Source organism: Pantoea sp. Morm, from assembly GCF_016643525.1.
GTDB lineage: Bacteria > Pseudomonadota > Gammaproteobacteria > Enterobacterales > Enterobacteriaceae > Pantoea > Pantoea dispersa.
The window spans coordinates 1-20537 of sequence record NZ_VOQX01000078.1; the positions used below are offsets into that span (position 1 = coordinate 1).

The following is a 20537-nucleotide window of genomic DNA, read 5'->3' on the forward strand; positions in this document are numbered from 1 at the left end:
CATCAGCGACATCATCACAAGCGTCAGCAGCACGCCCCACACAACCAGCCCCTGATTACGTTTACTCATCTCTCACGCTCCTTTCAGACACCAGGCCAGCTCCCGCTGGCGCCGGTTATCCAGTCCGATATTAAATACGCCCTTCACGTACACCCAGCGCGGCAGCTGATAACACGCCTCGCGCCATTTCCCTTTTTTCAGCAACGTCACCATGGTTGAGCCGCAGGCGTTGCCGGTGCCAACGTTGAACGCCAGCGACACCAGCGCGTCGTAAACCTGCTGCGGCATGGAAACCGCCACGCAGCGCGCCAGTGCCGCCTCGACGCGTAACACGTTGGTGATGAAGTTCCCCGCCGCCTGCCGCTCGGTGATTGTCTTTCCGGGAATGACGCCCACCGTGTTGCCGATGCCGTCTGTCCACCTGCCCGCATCGCACAGGTACGGCTTTAGCCGGCACCCCTCGTAATCTGCGATAAGCTTCAGTCCCTCCGGCGAGGTGTGCAGCGTCTGAAAGCCCGGCAGCATCGCGGCGATGGCCAGCACCGCGCCGACGCTGCAGCGCTTAACGGTTTGCAGATTCATAGTCCTCCCGCGTGATGCGCCCGCTTGCCAGCAGCTGATAGGTTTTGTGCTTGTAGTACCAGCTGATCAGCGCCATCAGCAGGCCGATCAGAACGCCAGCCACCGTTGACGCGTCTTTCAGGTTCATGCCACCCAGCCACGCCATCACCACCGCGATGCACCAGGTGATAAAAGTGCAGATTCTCTCCCACATAGTTCAGTCCCAAAGCTGGACGGCCTGCACGGTTGCCGCCGTTGTCACGTCCGGCATTTCCACCTCCAGCCCGTGCGGCAGGATTGGGCCGTGCTCCGCCAGCCCCGGATTCGCCTGTAAGACCTGCTCGGTTATGCCCTGCATGCGCCCGTAGTGGCGCCAGCAGAGCGCGTCCACTGTGTCGTACTGCTGCGCACGCACTTTCATCAGATAAGCTCGACGGTGCAGTGCGGCAGGTTCTGCACGCGGCTGACCGCCCAGCGCGCGTCCCGCCACAGATCGCCGGTGGCGTCCGCCAGTTCATCACCGCGCTTCATGGCGGCGGCGGTGGCGTCGAAATCCTGGTAGCGCTCGTTGAGCACCGCGCGGGTCCAGCACCACACCGCATTCTGGTAGTGATGCAGGCGGGCACTCTCGCCGGCCAGCTTCTCACCCGGCACATCGGCCAGGCTGTTAAAGCCGCGCAGCTCCTGCTGTTCGCGCCACGGGTAAAGCTCCGCGTTCACTTCGGCCATTGCGGTCAGCACCACCTGCCGCAGGCGCTCCGGTGTCACGGTGCCGTCAACGCGCATTGCGGTTCGGAACTTCGCCAGATCGATGTCCGGCCAGAATGAGTTATTGGGGATTGTTTCCGGCGTTCCCGCCGCCTTCTGCGGCGCTACAAATTCCATCAATTGCTACTCCTGAAAAGGTTGGGCGGTGGACGGGGTTTTGATAAGGCTAAGCCAGTCGCCACCCCGTGCCGCCCCGCGCGTGGGCACGTCCGGTTATCAGCTGGCGTTGCGGATTTTCCGCGTCAGCTGCTCAATGTCTTTTTTCACGCCGCACTTCTCGTCAAGCTGCAGCGCGCGGGTCAGGTGGTTCAGGGCCGAGGCCGGGCTGCTGTCGGCGAGCATCCAGCCGATGGACTTGTGCAGGCGGGCGCGTGACTGGTCCGGCATATCCAGTTCGCCGATCACGTCCAGCGTCTGCAGCAGCAGTGCTACGTCGAAATCCGTTTTTGCCAGCAGGGCATTTTTTGCCGCGTCGGCCATCTCCTCGGCCAGCACCGTCTGCGTGTTGCGGTTGCCGATCGGCATTCCCCAGCCGCGGCTGACTGCATGGCGGGCAATTTCCAGTGCGCCGGCATAATCCCCGGCGTCAATGCGCCAGAGCATGACGAACATCACCACGTCGTCCTGCTGCTCAGCTTCTGCGGCCAGCACGCCATTCACCCAGGCGGCGTACTTCGGCAGAACCTCGATTTTAATTTCGGCTTTTTTAACGGTGGACTGGATGCCCTTCAGGCGGCGGCGGTCTTCGCCGAGCTGCATCAGCATCAGCTCGTAGCCGCTGGCGTGGCGAACACTGCCGCCCTGTCGGGCGGCCTGTTCAGCCTGAACGCGCTGGCGGTGCTGCCGGGCGGGACTCAGGCTCATCTGTTACGCTCCCGCGCCAGCGTCTGCTGACTGTGTCGTTTCAGGCACAGGAACGACGATTTCGATGTTTTCAACCAGCGCGGCGCAGCGGTAATCCTCGATCACGTACGCTTCGTTAACTGATTCAAAGTTCTCGATGCGGTCGCGTTTCGGGTTATCGATAACCGAGCGGCGGCGGGTTTCCTCCTGCCAGTAAATGGACAGGTTGTCCAGGCGGGTGATCAGCACCGCTTTTGCCGGGAAGAACGGCGCGCGCACCGCCTGCAGGCCGCCCATGCGTTTCTGGCTGATGATCAGATCGGCGGCGAGCTTGTTGGTGTTGTCCTGCTCGTTGTTTACCAGCGGGAAATATTTATCGGACAGCAGCTCGCGTCCGCAGATCACCACCAGACCGTCGTCGTCCTGGAAAATCGGATCGATCAGTTCGTTTACAGCGTCCATCACCAGCGCGTCGAGATTGAGATACACGCCACCCTTGCCGACCTTCACCGGCGCGGCGGTTGTTTCGCCGTCCTTTGTGATGCTGCCCATCACGTTATCCGCAGCGTCTTCGCGCAGCTTCTGCAGCCAGCCTTTGTTAACGTCCTGCAGCATGGGGTTTTCGGTGCGGTTGGAGGTTTTAGCGCGCTTAACGCCGTTAAAGCCGATGGTGATTCGGTCCAGCGCCTGCCGCTTCACGATGGCGTTGCGGATACGGGTCTGGAAGTCCTGAAACTTCGCCCACATGTCCAGCTTCGCGTAGTTCAGCGCGGTATCAAAGTTGGTCTGCTCGCACTTATATTCCGTGCCGGTCATTTCCGTTGGATCGACCGGCTCGCGGTCTTTTGTGCTGGTATCAGTGGTGCCGGCAATGGAGCCTCCAACGCCCAGACCCAGCAGCTGGCCGGACTGTTCAGTGACTGGCACCACGTTAATCAGCGTCAGGAAGGCGGCTGACTGCTGAATGGTATCTTCCAGCGTCTGCGCTACAGACGGCTCGACATTGAATTTGCTCGACAGCTCCTCGACCGGCACACCGTTGAGTTTTGCCAGCTGCGTCAGGTAAGCGTTAAACGCAAAGCGGGTATTCTTTTTCATGGGGTTTGCTGCTCCTTTAGCAGTTGGTCAGGTGTTCGGCTGGCGCAGTGCCACCCGGCGTGCGTGGGCGAAAATCTTTGCGCCCGTCTTCGCTTTCCAGCTGCTGCTTCAGTTCGCTGAACGCGTCGCGCTGTGCTTTCAAATCTTCCAGCTGTTCGTTCAGGCTGATTTCCAGCTGGCTCAGACGTTCCGCCTGCTCGCCCAGCGTCTTATCGGTGCGGACGCCATACGCCTGCTGTTCGCTGGCGATCAGTTCCACAGCCTGATGCACGTCGTTAAAGCGCGCGCTGTCGGTCTGCTGCGGCTTGCTGAACATGGCTTTGACGCGGGCAAACAGTGCGGGCTTTTCGTCCGGCGCGTCTTCCAGCTCGATCGCGGTTTCGGTCGCGGCGGTAAAAAGGTTGTCAGGGTGCTGCTTGCGGTTTGCGAGCGGGTTGTGCTCCGCCTTTGCGCTGAACTGCAGCATTTCGGTGCCGAGGCTTGCCGGGTCGTCAGTGGCGGCCAGGCCGACCAGATACGCCTTGCCGGTGTCGGCAAACTTGGTGCTGACCTCCATAGAGGTGAAAAGCTTCTGCCCTTTTTTCACCAGTTCAACCAAAGAGTCCGTCGGCATGATGTCGGCATAGAGCGCCATCTTCCCGGCCAGCTGCCCGGCGCTGATTTCTTCTGCGACCAGCGCGGACACCGTGCCGTAGCGGTTAAAGGTGTTGTCCGGCGAATACGCCTTGATGTGCTCCAGATTGATACTCGCGGTGTATACCGCCGGATCGTAACTGGCGGCCATCTGTACCAGCCATTCACGGGAAATTTCGCGCCCGTCCGTGGTGGCACCTTCCACCCCGATACGAAAACGCTTTGCAGTCACTGTCATGAGCCAGGCTCCGTTGGTTTTAAACGTCTGAGAGCCTTATGTTTGCGGCGGGAGGGGTATCGAAACAACGCGGGGACGTTGTGCGGCTCACCACACAATGAGGGGCAGCGGAAAAGGCACCGGCGGGCCCGTATTTTGGGGCCATGACAACGACACTCGCCCCCGAAGACCTCGATCCCCGCAGGCAGGCTATGCTCCTGTACTTTCAGGGATACCGTATCGCCCGCATTGCTGAAATGCTGGGAGAGAAACCCGCAACCGTTCACAGCTGGAAAAAGCGCGATAAGTGGGGCGACTACGGCCCGCTCGATCAGATGCAACTGACCACCGCCGCACGCTACTGCCAGCTGGTCATGAAGGAGACGAAAGAAGGGAAAGACTACAAGGAGATTGACCTGCTGGCGCGCCAGTCCGAGCGCCACGCCCGTATCGGCAAGTTTAACAACGGCGGGAATGAAGCGGACCTGAACCCGAAAGTGGCGAACCGCAACAGCGGGCCACGAAAGCCGCCGGAAAAGAACCTGTTCAGCGACGAGCAGATCGAGAAGCTGCAGGAGATTTTTCACAGCTCAATGTTCGGCTACCAGCGCCAGTGGTGGGACGCCGGCAACAAGCACCGCATCCGCAACGTGCTGAAGTCGCGCCAGATCGGCGCCACCTTCTACTTTGCCCGCGAGGCGCTGATCGATGCGCTGACCACCGGGCGCAACCAGATTTTCCTGTCAGCCAGTAAGGCGCAGGCGCACGTATTCAAACAGTACATCATCGAGTTCGCTAAAGAGGTGGACGTAGAGCTGAAGGGGGACCCGATGACGCTCGCCAACGGCGCGGGCCTGTACTTCCTCGGCACCAACGCACGCACCGCGCAGAGCTACCACGGCAACCTGTATCTGGACGAATATTTCTGGATCCCGAAATTTCAGGAGCTGCGCAAGGTGGCGTCCGGCATGGCGCTGCACAAGAAGTGGCGCCAGACCTACTTTTCCACGCCGTCCAGCCTTACGCACAGCGCCTATCCGTTCTGGTCCGGCGCGCTATTTAACCGGGGCCGTGCCAAAGCCGATCGCGTGGACATCGACCTGACCCACGCGAGCCTGTCGCCGGGCCGCTTCTGCGACGACGGCCAATTCCGCCAGATCGTCACGGTAGAGGACGCCGTGCGCGGCGGCTGTAACCTGTTCGACCTCGACCAGCTGCGGCTGGAGTACAGCCCGCCGGAATACCAGAACCTGCTGATGTGCGAATTCGTGGACGACCTGGCGTCCGTATTCCCGCTGCAGCTGCTGCAAAAGTGCATGGTGGACAGCTGGGAGGTGTGGTCCGACTTTGAGGCGCTGGCGCTGCGTCCGTTTGGCTGGCGCGAGGTGTGGATCGGGTACGACCCAGCAAAGGGCACGCAGAACGGCGACAGCGCCGGCTGCGTGGTAATCGCGCCGCCAGCCGTGTCCGGCGGCAAGTTCCGCATTCTGGAGCGCCACCAGTGGCGCGGAATGGACTTCCGCGCGCAGGCGGAGTCCATCAAAAAACTGACGCAGCAGTATAACGTCACCTATATCGGCATCGACTCCACCGGCGTTGGTCTCGGCGTGTACGAGAACGTGAAGATGTTTTTCCCCGCAGTAAAAGAGTTCGTTTACAACCCGAACGTGAAAAACGCCCTTGTACTGAAAGCGTTCGACATCATCAGCAGCGGCCGGCTGGAGTTTGACGCCGGCCACCTCGACATCGCGCAGTCATTCATGGCAATCCGCCGCGCCACCACGGCCAGCGGCAACCGCCCCACTTACGAAGCCAGCCGCAGCGAAGAAGCCAGCCACGCGGATTTAGCCTGGGCAACCATGCACGCGCTGGCGAACGAACCGCTGCAGGGCGAATCCGCCAACAGCCGCAACATCATGGAGATTTTTTAAATGAGTAAACGCAGGAACCGCACGCGCACCCAGCCCGTGCAGCAAAATAATATGGCAGGCGGCACCACGGCGGAAGCGTTCACCTTTGGCGATCCGGTACCGGTTCTGGACCGCCGCGAGCTGCTGGATTACGTGGAATGTGTGATAACCGATCGCTGGTATGAACCGCCGGTGAGCTTTGACGGGCTGGCGCGCACGTTCCGCGCCGCTGTACATCACAGCTCGCCGATCAATGTGAAGCGCAACATTCTGACCAGCACCTTCATCCCTCATCCGCTACTGAGTCAGCAGGCATTCAGCCGCTTCATTCAGGACTATCTGGTGTTCGGTAATGCCTACCTGGAGAAGCGCACTAACCGTCTCGGCGGCGTGCTGACGCTTGAGCCGGCGCTGGCAAAATTTACCCGTCGCGGCACCGACCTGGACACATACTGGTTCGCGCAGTACGGCCTGAACACGCAGCCGTACCAGTTCGCAACCGGCAGCGTCTTTCACCTGATGGAGCCGGACCTGAATCAGGAAATCTACGGACTGCCGGAATACCTGTCCGCCATTCCGTCCACGCTGCTGAACGAGTCGGCGACGCTGTTTCGCCGCAAGTATTACCTCAACGGCAGTCACGCCGGGTTTATCATGTACATGACCGACGCGGCGCAAAATCAGGAGGATGTGGACAATATCCGCAAAGCGATGAAAAGCGCGAAGGGGCCGGGCAACTTCCGCAACCTGTTCATGTACTCGCCGAACGGAAAGAAAGACGGGATCCAGATCATCCCGTTGTCAGAGGTGGCGGCCAAAGATGAGTTCCTGAACATCAAGAACGTCAGTCGCGATGACATGATGGCCGCGCACCGCGTACCTCCGCAGATGATGGGGATTATGCCGAATAATGTAGGAGGTTTTGGTGATATTGAGAAAGCAAGTAAGGTTTTTGTCAGAAATGAACTTTTACCTCTTCAAAAAAGATTCTTAGAGATTAACGAATGGATTGGTGAAGAAGCAGTAAAGTTTTCAGACTATACATTATCTTAAAAAAAAGCTGGCAATATGCCAGCTAACAAAAAGAATCACTTCAAAAAGTGGCAGTCTGTGCTTATATCTAAAAAATCGATCATAAGATCATTTGTGAAGTGTTTTCTCAAACCAATTTTAAATGTTGGAGAGCTTGAATAAAACACATCAAAATGATAAAGGGGGTGTTTATCTCCGTCTTCCCTGACTGCGTCTACATCGTACCTGATGTATCCATCTTCATATGTCAATAACATTTTAAAGAAAGACCAAAAACCAGGAACGGTATTTTGTTCGTCCATTTCTAAAAAAGGCTCAATAAAAGCCCAAGACGAAGCATTTTGAAACTTAGGGTCATTAATAATTGAAATAACTTTAGAGGTTATATAACTATCTATATCATCAATATCGATACTACTAAAGAAAAACTGCCCTTCTCTGTTCTCGACAAAGAAAGGGAATGACATTGAATAATACTTATCATCCTTGAAAAAAAACAAACGACTCATTTTTCCTATGTGCAACTTAATTTTACCCACAACTTCTTCAGGTGAAGGCTCCACATATATCGAAATTGTCTTTAAAACCCTCATAAGAATTTCAACGACATCGACTTTACTTCTAATAGCTTTAAAGGCCCAGTCACACTGGGCTTGATCAAGATTAAAATAAAATTCCTTTTTCACTTTGTCTCCTGAAGCATTTCATCATAGTTGAACAATATTACCTTTGTAATCCTGTCAGAATCGAAAGAGTCAGGAATAATACTCTTTATGATTTCATAGAGCTGAGGTCTAAAGATAGCCTCCACGTTTAGCTCATCGAATATTCGCGCAACAAAATCATAATGAGAAATATTCTTCTCATCATATTTTATTGTGGTTCTAATTTTAGCTATTACATCTTTAGGCGGTATAACTATATCCATATATCCATGTTCATTTATTATTTCTAGTCCATTACCTATTGATTCTTGGAGTTCATCATTATCTTCTCCCAATAATAGATAAGACCTTATAAACGAACGCGTCAGCATCATATACAAAGAATTCCTGTATGAATGGCTGCGTCCAATATCTCTAGTCACACAAATAACAAATGGGAACTCTAAGCCCTTAACATGGTTCTTGTTACTAATAAATAAAGTATCCTTAAGCTTTTCCTTCGTTTCATATGCTTTGTTTACGCGCCATCCAAATTTTCTGGGAACGCTTTGTTCAAGTTTATCAGCTGTCTTAAATATTGCTTTTGCTTGGTCGATAAAAGTAATGCCAATATCGTCAGCAAGAACAGTAGGATTTTCATCCTTTATTTTCTCTAAAACCTTAATAATTTCACTTGCTTCGGTCTCTGAAGATGAATCTATAAGTTCAATACTGTGGATTTTTGCATCTGTAACATCTTCAAATCTGCGAAGAGGCTCCCTTTTCAATCTTAATTTCTTGCGTTCAGAATCATCAACCATATATCCACAAGCTTCCCACTCCTCGCGCATCAACCAGGTAAGTGGTTCTTTTTCAAAAAGCCCCATGCCAAGTCCATGAGCAAACATTAAAGTGCGCGGATCAGTGCGATAACATTTGCTAAGTAAAAAGTCTGGTTGGATCTCATTTGAAACATTTGTATCAAAAATACTCTGAAAAATATCCCCTGCAACATAAATTGTGTCACGAGTTACAAGCTCACATAGCTCAACAAAACTCGCAGGGAAATCCTGACTTTCATCTACTAACATAAAATCAAAGCAGTGGTTGAAATCTTTTTCTGGTATTTTCTTTAATTCATCCAATGCAATTCTACAAACCCTATCAAATGTCATTACATAACTAAATCGGTGAAAACTTATCCCATAATATTCGCAAATATGTCTGTAAGCGCCGGAATTACTATCATGCTGTGAGCCCCAAGCATTGACACACCATAAGCGCTCATTCCAACTGATTTGCTGTTCAACTTTCATGAAGTTAAAAAATTCAGGTATACGCTTTCGCATACTGTCAGCTAAAATCTTATTATGACAAGTAAAAATAATTCTACTGTCAGCATTATTTTTATCGAGATAGATCTCTTTTAGCTTATGCAACAAAAGTTCAGTTTTTCCAGTACCAGAGAGCCCCTGAATAATAACTTTTTTCTTGTCAAACTTTTGGTACACAAAACGAGTCTGATCACCATCAAACAAAATTATTTTCTGCTTTACCTTATCCAAAATATTATCAGGTACATTACCCTTAACTTTGTCAATGTTATTTATGCTACCTGTTAACAACGATATTATTAGTTCGCTTTTTTTTGACAAGGCCCCATCAGCTATTTTAAGCTCTAAAAAGAATGCCTCAAAGTCAGTTACATCCTCACTGACTTTGTGTTTAGCGACAAGCTTTTTCCTCCAATCTCGAGGCCTTCCAATAGTATCTTTGTAGCTGTATTTATCAGAAAGAGAACCTAAATCCTCAATGAAGTCCTCTTCATAATTATCAAATTCATCTTCATCATCGCCGCAGTCAATAAAGGTCATTTTATAGCCGGGACTTAAAACAACAAAAGCATCATCCTTATTATAGTTATACTTATTTTCACCTAAAGGATTTTTTATGGCATAAACCTGCCTTTGCTTTTCATTTGAGTATTCCTCAAGCAAATTTATAAATTTGGCATTCTTATCATTTTTTAATTCAGGTTGAATATAAAAGAAGCTGCTCATTTTAAACCTTTGCAAACTGGTTGTGATGCTTTTAATCATCTACTGACTCATCAGATTTTTCAATTAAATTTGTCACTTTTCAGCTCAGTTTGGTCAGCTAGTTGTAAAGTGGATAAAAAAGTTGTTGCGCGCGCTCGTACCCCCGCCACGCCTGCCCGCTTTATGCAGTGGTTTTCATGCACCTGCATGACATATGAAAAAGCCCGCCAGAACTGGCGGGCCGGGGTAGATTTGATCCTTTTGGGATCATGCGAATTCATGCGGCATAGGCATGCACTACGCGTCACTGCCGGAGAACCATCAAAGCAGACTGCCTAACGCCTCGCCCGGCGAGTTGTTCAACCCCGCCAGCGGCCAAAAAACAAGTTTTTGGCCCTGCCGGGATTATCAATGTTGCCAGCTGTCGTCTTCCCAAACTGGCTGAAGTATGTCCATGACATTCTTTTTTTCAGCATCGAGCTTCAGACCACTCAACTCCACACCGTTAGCGCTGCCCTTTCAAATGCGTATGTTGGTTTTGGGATATACAGGTAACAAGTTCTTGTAGACTTCGGCCTCAAGGGCGGTAAGGACACCCTGCCTAATTTTTTGCTCTTTATCGATCATAATCTCGATGCGCATCACTTACCCCATCGCTATTCTGAAGCATGCATCATTTTTGAATAATCATGATTTCTCACCTTTCGCAATAACTCGTCAGTAAGTTCAGAAACCCACTGAATTGCGAGGCGTTTTTCTTCATCAGTACAATCGCTAGCAGCAACAAGTTTTAAAAAGAAATCAATGCGTTGAAGCTTCATTGACTCCGAAAAATAATCCTGCATAATCCCTCCGCACAATCAAACACTGGTTATACATACAGTATATTATGAAATCTCAAATGTGAAATGGTTTTTTAGGTTCAATCAGTTTAAGTCCTAAAGTATGCCTTTGAACTCAATGCAATTACTCAGCGCCCCTTCGCTTAGATGCCTTGCTCGCCAGCCGCTTAACTCGCTCTAAAATACCTGCGGAATTAAGGCCACGATGAGGCCTGAGCAAGTCTCCATAAGCGGAGCTGCGGAACATCCGCCCGGCAATCTCGGTCTGAGTACCACCAATGAGGCGCACGGCCAGACCGCGACTGATAGTTTCACCGCTTAAATCTCTCACCTGGCTTATCAAGTTGTCGCACGCAGCTTCGATTTTGTCCGATCGCCGGAGCTTCTTATGTAGTTTTTGAGGTTGCTGCGCCCTGATTTGCGCCAGCAATCGCCGGCGCTCTTTCCTGCTCATGCCGTCAGGGTCAATTTTGTCGAAACTTTCCGGCGGGTTCGAATCCTCAGATCTCAAACCTCCCGTACAGTTATTGACAGAACTCCGAGAGGACGCGGGCGCGTCCTGAAGGTCAAAAGCAAAATCAACGGCACGTTTCGGAACAATTTTCCACTGCGCTAGCCGGGTTAAAATTGGCGTATCTTCTCCGACTTCAGTAGCAAAAACGCCCCTGATGCGCACGGTTTCCTCGCCGTATTCGTTCATTTCCTCGCTGGCCTGATACCAGGTGCGCACGGCCAGTTCATCGCGGCGCACGAACGGGCCGCCCTGCGCATTAACGTAGCCTGCCCAGTCACCCGCATCAGCAGCGTCGTGCGCAGCTGCAAACTCAACGCTGAGCCCGTGCGCGGTTTCGCTGTCGGCCATGCGGCGCAGCTCGCGGTAAACCGTCACCGGCGCGCCGCCCACAAACTGGAACTGACGAATGTGCCAGCGCGCCGCCCAGGCGGAAACGGCCGGCGCAGTCTCTTTCAGCTCTTTGCCGCTTTCGTCGTCAATTTCACCGTCGAGCGCGTAACCGTCGATGTTCTTCGAGATGTATTTAGCCACATACCCGGTTGCGCTGCCTTTTTCCGGGTCAATGGCTTCGGCGTGAAAACGCGCTTTGCGGGCTTTATCGGTCGTCAGCTCGCCGCTGTCTTCCTGCCAGGCATAGTCGCGCATAATCTCGCGTACGCGATCAACATGTTCGGGACGCATAAACATCAGCATGTGCCAGTGCGGGGTCGCGTCGTGATGAGGCTCGGCAACGCGAATCCCGAAAATGCGGATTTCATCGCGGTGCAGTTTGGCGCGGATTTTTTGCCAGACGCTGCAAAGATAGCGCTGTGTGTCGGCCGGGCTGGCGCCGTTCCACTTGCGGTTGCGATGGCCGGTCTTGATGGTAGCGTGATAGCACGACGGGGCTGTAAGCGTGTAAAAATCGCCAACGAAGCCCATTGCGTTGCAGATATTTTCGAAGCCGCGAATGCGCGTCATCAGCTCGCAACGGCGGATCGCCGGGTTGGCCACGCTGCCATCGTACTTTTCGATCAGACTGATGCGGTTGCCTTCCTCGTCTTCCAGCTCCATGCCCTTCAGGAATTCACGGGTGCGGCGCTTCTGCTCGCGCCACTCTGAGACGTTCATGCTGCTGGCGTAGGGGGTGTGCTTTTTGCTGACGTTCGCCAGGGCGATCTGCAGATGTTCACGCCACGACGCGGCGACACGGCGCAGCCGCCCTTTCCACCATTTTTCAGTCTGCATGCGCATGATCGCCGGAGTCACTTCTTCCGGGTCGAACAGGCGGGACGTAACCTTTTCCCACAGCGGCGGCGTCTGGCTCAGCTCTCGGGTGATAGTGGCGGCGGTCATGTAAACGCGATGGGTGTATTTGTAATCCGACTCGTCGCAGGCCTGCGCGTGCGCCTGTACCAGCTCGGCGAGGATGAAATTAGCCACATCCCCGGCCAGCAGATCGACGTCAGCGCGCGCCATATCCGGCAGGCGGTTAAAGCGGCGCATAAGTTCGAATAGCTGGCCGCCAGCTACAGCCGTATTGCTCCGGTCAGTTGCGTTTTCGCCGAGCAGATTTAAAGTGCTCCCCTTCATTACTCCGAGGCGATACTGTTCACTGACGCATTCAACGCGTGGCAATGTGCGCTCAACAAATGTTTTTGCTAAGTACGCATTGGCACGGGCAATGCCCTGAGTCTTTTCAAGCTCGCTGACACGGCGCTTTACGTCGAGCTGGATCAGCATAGGCTGCTTTTCGAGTAGCTCATGCGCACGCGCTAAAGCCGCAATCATCTTATTGCGGCTGTGCATTTCCTCATAAGTGGGATATGGACTGGCGATAGCTTCCCGTGGCGCGTTCCACGGGTAAGCGTATTCCAGAATCATTTGGCAACCTCATCAACTGTTGCCATAAATGCAGTAATGAACTCAGCCGCTAGCTGCGGGACGATCGCGTTACCATAACCGCGCAGTCGTCCCACTCTGGCGGGAATCCCATTAGCCAGCGGGAATGTGCCGGATTCAGCTGGCCGGAACTTTCCATCGCGGCATCCGAGCCAGTCAACATTTGACCAGAAGCCGTTAAGCGCACCGGCCCCGCCATTTTTACCAGCTGCGGCAGGCTGCTGCCCGTCATACCCTCCGTTATTCCCGTACCGCCACGCGTTCCGTCCGAATGCGCCGGTGTTGTCCAGGCCGCCTGCCAAACCTGACGCCCCTGCAGGCTGTTGATTGGCACGTTCAGGCACTCCGACCCGTCCTTGTGGTCGCGTGTCGTCGGCGTTGGCCATGCAGCTGTTCCCGCAACATCCTGCAATCTGAACTGCCGCTTGCTGCCGTTCTCCCGATAATGGCCGGCCAGTATGGCACCTGGCGTAGGCGACCTGTCGTTGCTGCATCCCGTCGTGGGCCACGGCCCCAAAGAAAAGCCGATCACGTTTGTGCGGGGCACCGACACTTGCCGCTGGCAATACTGCCGCCCCGCAGGCGTAGCCTTCAGCTTCCAGCTCAGTGAATAAATCATCGAGCCAGTGTTTTCCAATTGCTGCCGCAACCTGCTCGCCAAAAAGGACTGGAGGGCGGCACTGCGCGATGAGGCGCATAAAGGTTGGGGCGAGGTGGCGCTCGTCAAGCTGGCCGAGCTGTTTACCGGCAGCACTGAACGGCTGGCATGGTGGTGAGCCTGTCCAGCAGTTGAAGGTGTCGGGCACACCTGCGAGACGCAGGGCGAGGCTCCATCCGCCGATTCCGGCAAAGAAATGGCACTGCGTGAATCCTCTAAGATCGGAGGCTGTAACATCGGTAATACTCCTGTCGTCTACGACGCCCGGCGCAATTAGGTTGGCGTCGATAAGATTACGCAGCCACTGCGCTGCAAATGGATCGAATTCGTTGTAATAGGCTGTCATTTGGCCGCCTGGTAATTTGCTGTGTCGGCACTTGCCGGCGCGTAATCAAAACCAGACCACTCAGCGCCGGCCACCGGATTACGCACAGCGATAATTTCCGCCGCCCGCTTTTTCTCGCCAGCAGCTACGCCAATTGAGCGGGACGTGTTGATTCGGGTGATGTTGAAATCCCGCAGGATGCTGCGGGTAAACAGGGTGTCACTGTTGGACAGGACAACTGGATTGCGGTCAGCAATGCCCAGCAGGTAGCAGACCAGAGAGCACTGGTCATCGTCGTCAAAACCGGCGGTGTGATAGTCGGCAAACGTGCCGTGATATGGCGGATCGCAATACACGACGTCACCGCCTTTAATCATGATCAGGGTTTCCTGATAACCGGCACAGATGAACGTCGCGCGCTGAGCTTTTTCGGCAAACGCCTCGATTTCAGCCAGGGGGAAATAAGGCTCCGTGTAATTCCCGTAAGGAACGTTGAATCCGCCGCGGCGGTTATAGCGACAAATTCCGCGGTATCCGTGGCTGTTCAGATAGAGAAAGTGCGCCGCGCGCTCAAGCAATGGCATTGAGGCGCTATTGTTGAATTCATCGCGCAGCCGGTAATAGTTTTCCTCGCTCGTGTTCTGATTAAAAAGCGACGCTGCGAGCACGATAAACGGGCGCGCGTGCTCTTTTACCTGCTGGTACAGGTTGATTAAATCGGGGTTGATGTCAGCGACCAGACATTCCGGGTAATCAGTATTCATCATTACTGCGCAGGAACCGGCGAACGGCTCGACCAGACGATCGCCGGCTGGCAGGTGAGCCGCCAGCTCAGTCATTACGCCGGCTTTGCTGCCCGGCCACTTCAGGATGGTTTTCATAGTGCGGCCCCTTTGTAATGAGCGCTTTTCAGCTCACCAACTTCCTTACAGGTCACGCACTCAGAAACGCCCGGCAGCGCACGGCGGCGCGCCTCCGGGATTTCATCACCGCATGAAAGGCAGAAAAACTCACTCGCCCCGGCCGGGCGATGAGTTGCGTTTGCCAGATTGCGCGCCAGTTCCTCCTGCACGCGCTGCTGTACCAAATCCATTGAATCGGCCATTAGTGCAACTCCCTCGCCTGGTTCTCGTAACGCTCGGCCTCTTTGTCCAGCAGCTCGATGATTTCTGCTGCAGACATTTCCTTTTTGCGGGCATGAATTGCCAGCGCGGCAATGTGGATAGATACGGCCAGCGCATCGTCTGAGCGCTGCTCGCTTTTCGCTTTACTCAGCAGAGCAGCAAGTGCGTCGTCATCACTTTTAAACTGACGGGTTTCAATATTTCGCATTCTCCAATTCTCCTGTATTTGGGCAAAACAATGCCCGGCGGGTTTACGCCATTTAATTTCGTTTGGTTAATTAATTAGGCAGAGCTAATCTTTTAGGGAATAAACTCACGACTGCTTTTAAATGATTCATTGCACGAATAAGCGCCGTTTTTTCATCAGTAGTCAGTTCACTAAAATCAACATCGTGCCTGTCTTTACCGATGTTCGCTAAAAAAAGAACCGCACTTAAAGCCCGTTTATTTTCCTGATAATTGCTGTCCCGCACATCGCGCATATCAGCAAAGAACCGGGATAACTCTTTTTCACAGTTGCCGCCGAATTGAGAGCGAATTACAGCAAGGTGATTTAACGCTGAAACACGTTGTCCTGCTGTCAGTTCACCCAGCATGGCATTACCTTCGATAGCCATGATTTACCTCTTTGCTTTACTTCTTTTCCCTGGCTGCTCAATACCGGATGCCACGGCTTGCCGTTCTCACCCATTATCCAGCCGTTGCTATATGACATTGACGGATTCTGCCGCTTGAGGCGTGCTGCTAAAGAGATCATCGAGCCGGCCTCAACTCATACCGATCGATGCGCTCAAACCGCTAATTACATCCACGGTTGAAGCCAGCGTCGGGTTTGAATGAATGCGGTTCTGAACCGCCAATGCTGCCAGCATCATGCAACGTATGCCGGTGTTTGCTGCCTCAACAATACCGCGACGGCAGGTTGCAGTAATACGTTCCGGGTTCGCGGCCCTAGCGGCCATATGCCCAACTTCAGCGGTCGCCTTCAGCACGTACGTCGGAAACTTTTCTTTTGCCAGTTCGTTAACCGGCACGCACGGAAGACACTGCAGCTGTGCCAGCATGCCATCCATCAGCGTGGCATCTTCGGTCAGATCGGTAAGCAACAGCACTTCAGGAACGGTCAGCTGATGCATTTGATCCGGGTTCAGCTTGTTGCGTAGGGTCTGCACTTTCATACCTGCCCGCTGTGCCAGCTCCGTCATGTTGTGCGTAAGCGCAAACTTGCGGCAGGCGTCGTCGTAATCGGTATGTGTGGAAACACGAAAATCAAACATGATTATTCCCTGTCGTTATCCCAATATGGATAGATCAACCCTGCATTGTGATTTCGCAGCCAGCTGCTGCTTCGATAGTTAGAGCAACCATATTGATTTCGATTAGTCCGTTTACGCCCTCTTTCTTCCGGATGGGTAAACGATTTTCACGGTACATCTGGCGCACGGTGCCTTCCTTGTAACCAGTGCGACGACAGAACTCTTCGACAGTAATGTACGGTTCTGAGATCACGAGGTTGATTGAAGGGCGCATTGAAAGTTTACGGGTCATGATGCACTATCCTCTGTTGAGTTCTAGCCAACTCTATTCATCACTATTAAACACGTCTTGATACGACGAGTGAATATTAGGATCACAAATTGGAAAGGTCAACGAAAGATTTTACGAGTCGTAAAGCACCAACTTTACCGGAGGGTGGTAAAGATCCCATTGAACGCATCGTCCAGGCATATGGCTTTTCATCCCGACAGGCGCTGTGCCGCCATTTAAATGTTTCTCAAAGCACCATGGCTAACCGCATAATGCGCGGGAACTTTCCGGCTGATTGGGTGCTTATCTGCTCTATGGAAACTGGTACTTCGCTTGAGTGGCTGACGTACGGCCGTGGTGATTCAAACATCACAAAAAAAGATGAGAAACCCAACAAGATCGAACTCAAGAAAATCACAAATGGGAACTTTTCATCCTCTGCTTGGGTTGAATATGACGCTCAGCTCTTGCCAAGCGATGTTGAGGCTCCTCAGTTAGTACATTTCGAGAAACAGAATTATTTGGTTGATATGACCGCCGCAGAGATCACTGATGGGCTGTGGCTCATCGAGATTGATAAGCTCATCAGCGTTAAAGAGCTTTACCGTTTTCCTGGCGGGCGCATTCGCGTTGAGAATGGAAAAGCCTCATTCGAGTGTAAAGCGGATGACATCAAGGTTTTGGGCAAAGTCCTTGCCCGTACTGAGTATCTTTAAAGGCAAAGCATGGCGATTAGCAAATTACCCAACGGAAAATGGCAAGCTCAGGTGTTCCCGAACGGTCGAGACGGCAAAAGGATACGCCGCCAATTTGCCACCAAAGGCGAAGCGCAGTCTTTTGAGAAATTTGTAAAGGATCAGGCTCAGGATAAGCCTTGGCTGGGAGAGAAAACAGATAAGCGCAGGGTAATAGAGCTGGTTGAATTATGGTTCAATACGCATGGCATCACCTTGGCGGATGGCGAGAAGCGGCGAACCACTATGGCGTTCGCCTGCGAGGCGATGGGAAACCCATTCGCAACCGAGTTTAACGCGAAAATTTTTGCGTCTTATCGCGAGCAGCGGTTAAGCGGGAAAATCACACGCTCCAATCGAGTGAAGACGGTTACGCCGCGCACGGTGAATTTAGAACTAGCTTATTTCAGGGCGATGTTTAACGAACTGCGCCGGCTGGACGAATGGACCGCTCCAAATCCGCTAGAGAACGTGCGCGAGTTTAAAATCAGTGAATCGGAAATGGCGTATCTCACCATTGAGGAAATCAGAACCCTCCTTGCCGAATGTGAAAACAGCCGTTCAAAAGATCTGACTACGATTGTGAAAATCTGCCTTGCAACAGGAGCACGTTGGAGTGAGGCCGAGGGTTTGAAAGGAAACCAAATTGGCGCCGGACAGATCATCTTTATGAAAACTAAAGGCAAGAAAAACCGCGCGGTGCCGATATCTGAAAAATTACAGGCTGAACTACCATCGAGCAGAAAAGCGCAATTGCTCTTCAAACCATGCTATTCAGCGTTTAGAAAGGCTATGCAACGCGCCGGTATCGAGACACCTGATGGGCAGCTTACGCACGTTTTGCGGCACACTTTCGCATCTCATTTCATGATGAACGGTGGTAACATTCTTGTGCTTCAGCGGATTCTGGGACATACCGATATTAAGGTTACGATGCGGTATGCGCATTTTGCACCGGAGCATTTAGTTGAAGCAAAATTGCTAAACCCCTTGTCTCAACTGGAGATATGATTTATTTAATCAAAATAAATATGAAAGCTATCTATACCATTAACTAAATCATCAAAAATTAACTTACGTTCTAGCCAAAAGCAAAAAGCATATCCTTTACTTCAATGAACGCCAAGTTAAAATGATAATTAATAGAGCTTAAGAAAATGAATAAACTACTTACTCCCTCTGAATATTTTATGTTTGTTGAGCGATTTGATCATTACTTCCCTCAAGGGATTGAATTCCATAGCATTTTACAACAATTTAAGTTTAAGCTTGAAGAAATAGTTGTTTTTCATCAATTTGTTCTTAACACTTTCAAATATAATGAGTCCGCGATAAGTAAGCGTTATGAAAAATTTAACATCCTTGATGAAGAACAAAAAAGCAAATTGACTGAAGAAGAAAGCGAATCCTATCAATACTGGTTCATGAGACATATGGAAAATATCAATCATTACGACTCATTGAATAAAGCGGCTGCTTACGTTGCTAATGATAGTGTTGTCATAAATATTTGGGCCATGATAGAACAATTCATGTCCAAAGGATTAGCATGTTTAATATCTAAAAAGGAGGGCATAGAGCTAAGTGAAGTTAATATACCATATAGATGGGACAAAATAAGAAGCAAGTTCCTTTTATATAACATTGAATTTAGCTCATTACCTTCATTCAATGAAATTAATGAATGTAGAGTTCTCAACAATAAAATCAAGCACTTGAATGTTGTCGATGCAGAGCTAGAATCCTATCCATCATTTTCTGGAAAGCTTGGAAAATCGTTAACTGGTATGCAATATCCACTACAAAATTACGTACTCGCTTCACATCATTTCATCGGAATGCTGCTTGAAGAAAGTTCTAAACAGTAATTTATATGAAATATTCACTTATCTAATTACTACTAAAAGAAGTTTATTAACGCAAAGGGATGCCAAGATTATTGGCAGCAAAGTGGCAGCAGAGCGCAACGCTATGTGCCACTTTTCATCACTATTCGGCCTAAAGAAAACATCAAAATCAGCAAGTTACTGATTCCTCACGCTTCAAATTGGGACTCATAATCGCTTGTTCAGTGGTTCTAACTTAGCGAAGGCCGCCAATAACTTGTTCATCTGATTTACTTAAGTCACCCTTTAACAGGTGGCTTTGCTATTTAGATTTAAACAATAGCGATGCAAGGTCAGCGTTTTTTGCTGATACAGTTAAAACGCCAATACGCAGCCCCCTTCCCGTTTTCAACCTGAAATCACCTGTTTTGCCAGCCTTTCCGGCTCATACTGCCTCACGCTGTTGTTGTTTTAACAACCACCTCTTACGACAACGACACCACAATCCAGCTCGCTAAACTTCATGCAGCCTCAACTCCCCCAGAACCACACATTTTGCACATCAGGCGCAGTACATCCCAATGACTCCTCTCTGCTTACCTGCTAAATTACCCATTCAAAAATCTGTTCACCTATCTATTCATAAAGCGATTCAACACATGTCTACGCATGCGGAAACCGTACGTCAGCTTCTAAATAGCGGGCCGATGACAGGAAGGCAACTCATTGAAAAAATAGGTATAAGCCAGCCTACGCTTTCCCGTGCGATTAGAGAACTGGCTGATGACATTGTCAAAATCGGGGCGGGTCCATCTATTCAGTATGCCCTGCGGGATACGTTTCGCGGATTCCGCTCGGCCCCGATTTACCGCGTTACCTATGAGGGAAAATCAAACCTCTCGGCGAGCTGATTCCGGTTCGTCCGGAAGGGTTTGTGATGGTGCAGGCGGACCATAAAAGCTTTCACAGTGACGGGCTGCCGTGGTGGCTGTTTGACATACGACCGCAGGGCTATCTCGGCAGAGCGTATGCCTCGACTTATGCCAGCGGGCTCGGTCTGCCGGCGAATCCCGAACAATGGGCGGACGCAGATGTCGTCAGAGCGCTGCTGGCGCAAGGTCATGATGCGATCGGCAACCTGCTGATCGGCGAGCAGGCGCGCAGCCGTTTTCTGGAAATGCCCGTACCAACACCCATGGAATGCGCGACGGCGTATCCCAGGCTGGCGCGGACCGCGGGCGCTGGTGAGGTGCCGGGCTCATCTGCGGGTGGCGAGCAGCCAAAATTCTGCACCTATACCGAACGCGGTCATGTGCTGGTGAAATTCACGGCGGCAGATGACAACCCAGTCAGCGAACGCT

At 51.7% G+C, this 20537-nt stretch carries 24 protein-coding genes and 2 pseudogenes; 6 read left to right on the plus strand and 20 right to left on the minus strand.

Annotated features, from left to right (window positions below):
• Positions 1-72 precede the first annotated feature (72 nt).
• The 7 genes from FT726_RS21005 to FT726_RS21035 form a co-directional block, all read right to left on the minus strand.
• Complete coding sequence (locus FT726_RS21005; protein ID WP_346303374.1) at positions 73-582, minus strand: lysozyme; 510 nt, start codon at positions 580-582, stop codon at positions 73-75.
• Positions 563-775, minus strand: a complete 213-nt coding sequence (locus FT726_RS21010) for a hypothetical protein (RefSeq protein ID WP_058771663.1) — start codon at positions 773-775, stop codon at positions 563-565. The genes FT726_RS21005 and FT726_RS21010 overlap by 20 nt, the downstream gene beginning before the upstream one ends.
• A gap of 3 nt (positions 776-778) precedes the next feature.
• Positions 779-982 (minus strand): tail protein X, encoded by a 204-nt coding sequence (locus FT726_RS21015; protein WP_346303375.1) that lies wholly within the window; start codon positions 980-982, stop codon positions 779-781.
• The gene (locus FT726_RS21020; protein ID WP_346303376.1) at positions 982-1446 is read right to left on the minus strand and encodes a head completion/stabilization protein; all 465 of its coding nucleotides are present in this window, start codon (positions 1444-1446) and stop codon (positions 982-984) included. The genes FT726_RS21015 and FT726_RS21020 overlap by 1 nt, the downstream gene beginning before the upstream one ends.
• Before the next feature lie 99 nt (positions 1447-1545).
• Positions 1546-2193: a terminase endonuclease subunit gene (locus tag FT726_RS21025; RefSeq protein WP_346303377.1), complete on the minus strand. Its 648-nt coding sequence runs from the start codon at positions 2191-2193 to the stop codon at positions 1546-1548.
• A 3-nt stretch (positions 2194-2196) separates the two neighbouring features.
• Entirely contained in the window at positions 2197-3270 is a 1074-nt protein-coding gene (locus FT726_RS21030) for a phage major capsid protein, P2 family (protein ID WP_346303378.1), read from the minus strand.
• Between the two features lie 16 nt (positions 3271-3286).
• Entirely contained in the window at positions 3287-4141 is an 855-nt protein-coding gene (locus tag FT726_RS21035; protein ID WP_346303379.1) for a GPO family capsid scaffolding protein, read from the minus strand.
• Between the two features lie 143 nt (positions 4142-4284).
• Between FT726_RS21035 and FT726_RS21040 the strand changes: the two genes are divergently transcribed.
• Together FT726_RS21040 and FT726_RS21045 are read left to right on the plus strand one after the other, a co-directional pair.
• Positions 4285-6051 carry a terminase ATPase subunit family protein gene (locus tag FT726_RS21040; RefSeq protein ID WP_346303380.1) on the plus strand — a complete coding sequence of 589 codons (1767 nt, stop codon included), beginning with the start codon at positions 4285-4287 and terminating at the stop codon, positions 6049-6051.
• Entirely contained in the window at positions 6052-7083 is a 1032-nt protein-coding gene (locus tag FT726_RS21045) for a phage portal protein (protein ID WP_346303381.1), read from the plus strand.
• 35 nt (positions 7084-7118) lie between these two features.
• On the opposite strand, the gene FT726_RS21050 is transcribed toward FT726_RS21045, so the two are convergent.
• The 13 genes and pseudogenes from FT726_RS21050 to FT726_RS21110 all read right to left on the minus strand — a co-directional run bounded on the left by FT726_RS21050 (position 7119) and on the right by FT726_RS21110 (position 16637).
• On the minus strand, positions 7119-7748 hold the full coding sequence (locus FT726_RS21050) for a hypothetical protein (RefSeq protein ID WP_346303382.1): 630 nt from the start codon (positions 7746-7748) through the stop codon (positions 7119-7121).
• On the minus strand, positions 7745-9805 hold the full coding sequence (locus FT726_RS21055) for an ATP-binding domain-containing protein (protein WP_346303383.1): 2061 nt from the start codon (positions 9803-9805) through the stop codon (positions 7745-7747). Before FT726_RS21055 ends, FT726_RS21050 begins: the two co-directional genes overlap by 4 nt.
• 348 nt (positions 9806-10153) lie before the next feature.
• Positions 10154-10387: pseudogene (locus tag FT726_RS21060) on the minus strand (DinI-like family protein).
• 14 nt (positions 10388-10401) lie between these two features.
• Positions 10402-10590, minus strand: a complete 189-nt coding sequence (locus FT726_RS21065) for a hypothetical protein (protein WP_166720137.1) — start codon at positions 10588-10590, stop codon at positions 10402-10404.
• A 121-nt stretch (positions 10591-10711) separates the two neighbouring features.
• Positions 10712-12964, minus strand: coding sequence for a replication endonuclease (locus FT726_RS21070; RefSeq protein WP_346303384.1), 2253 nt, complete (start codon positions 12962-12964; stop codon positions 10712-10714).
• Positions 12961-13986, minus strand: a complete 1026-nt coding sequence (locus tag FT726_RS21075; RefSeq protein ID WP_346303385.1) for a DNA cytosine methyltransferase — start codon at positions 13984-13986, stop codon at positions 12961-12963. The genes FT726_RS21070 and FT726_RS21075 overlap by 4 nt, the downstream gene beginning before the upstream one ends.
• The gene (locus tag FT726_RS21080; protein WP_346303386.1) at positions 13983-14846 is read right to left on the minus strand and encodes a DNA adenine methylase; all 864 of its coding nucleotides are present in this window, start codon (positions 14844-14846) and stop codon (positions 13983-13985) included. The genes FT726_RS21075 and FT726_RS21080 overlap by 4 nt, the downstream gene beginning before the upstream one ends.
• Positions 14843-15070, minus strand: coding sequence for a TraR/DksA family transcriptional regulator (locus FT726_RS21085; protein WP_058771671.1), 228 nt, complete (start codon positions 15068-15070; stop codon positions 14843-14845). The genes FT726_RS21080 and FT726_RS21085 overlap by 4 nt, the downstream gene beginning before the upstream one ends.
• Entirely contained in the window at positions 15070-15297 is a 228-nt protein-coding gene (locus FT726_RS21090; protein ID WP_166720133.1) for a DUF2732 family protein, read from the minus strand. The genes FT726_RS21085 and FT726_RS21090 overlap by 1 nt, the downstream gene beginning before the upstream one ends.
• Positions 15298-15367: 70 nt before the next feature.
• On the minus strand, positions 15368-15706 hold the full coding sequence (locus tag FT726_RS21095; RefSeq protein WP_058771669.1) for a DUF5347 family protein: 339 nt from the start codon (positions 15704-15706) through the stop codon (positions 15368-15370).
• The gene (locus FT726_RS21100) at positions 15670-15846 is read right to left on the minus strand and encodes a phage filamentation protein Fil family protein (protein ID WP_346303387.1); all 177 of its coding nucleotides are present in this window, start codon (positions 15844-15846) and stop codon (positions 15670-15672) included. Before FT726_RS21100 ends, FT726_RS21095 begins: the two co-directional genes overlap by 37 nt.
• Before the next feature lie 10 nt (positions 15847-15856).
• On the minus strand, positions 15857-16366 hold the full coding sequence (locus FT726_RS21105) for a phage regulatory CII family protein (protein WP_346303388.1): 510 nt from the start codon (positions 16364-16366) through the stop codon (positions 15857-15859).
• Between the two features lie 34 nt (positions 16367-16400).
• Positions 16401-16637 (minus strand): regulator, encoded by a 237-nt coding sequence (locus FT726_RS21110; protein ID WP_239315397.1) that lies wholly within the window; start codon positions 16635-16637, stop codon positions 16401-16403.
• 89 nt (positions 16638-16726) lie between these two features.
• On the opposite strand from FT726_RS21110, the gene FT726_RS21115 reads away from it, so the two are divergent.
• From FT726_RS21115 to FT726_RS21130, 4 genes and pseudogenes are all read left to right on the plus strand, one after another.
• Positions 16727-17332: a phage repressor protein CI gene (locus tag FT726_RS21115; RefSeq protein WP_346303389.1), complete on the plus strand. Its 606-nt coding sequence runs from the start codon at positions 16727-16729 to the stop codon at positions 17330-17332.
• Between the two features lie 9 nt (positions 17333-17341).
• The gene (locus FT726_RS21120) at positions 17342-18361 is read left to right on the plus strand and encodes a tyrosine-type recombinase/integrase (protein ID WP_346303390.1); all 1020 of its coding nucleotides are present in this window, start codon (positions 17342-17344) and stop codon (positions 18359-18361) included.
• Positions 18362-18507: 146 nt separating this feature from the next.
• Positions 18508-19218 (plus strand): hypothetical protein, encoded by a 711-nt coding sequence (locus FT726_RS21125; RefSeq protein WP_346303391.1) that lies wholly within the window; start codon positions 18508-18510, stop codon positions 19216-19218.
• An 895-nt stretch (positions 19219-20113) separates the two neighbouring features.
• Positions 20114-20537, plus strand: a pseudogene (locus tag FT726_RS21130) (phosphatidylinositol kinase); the annotation flags it as partial.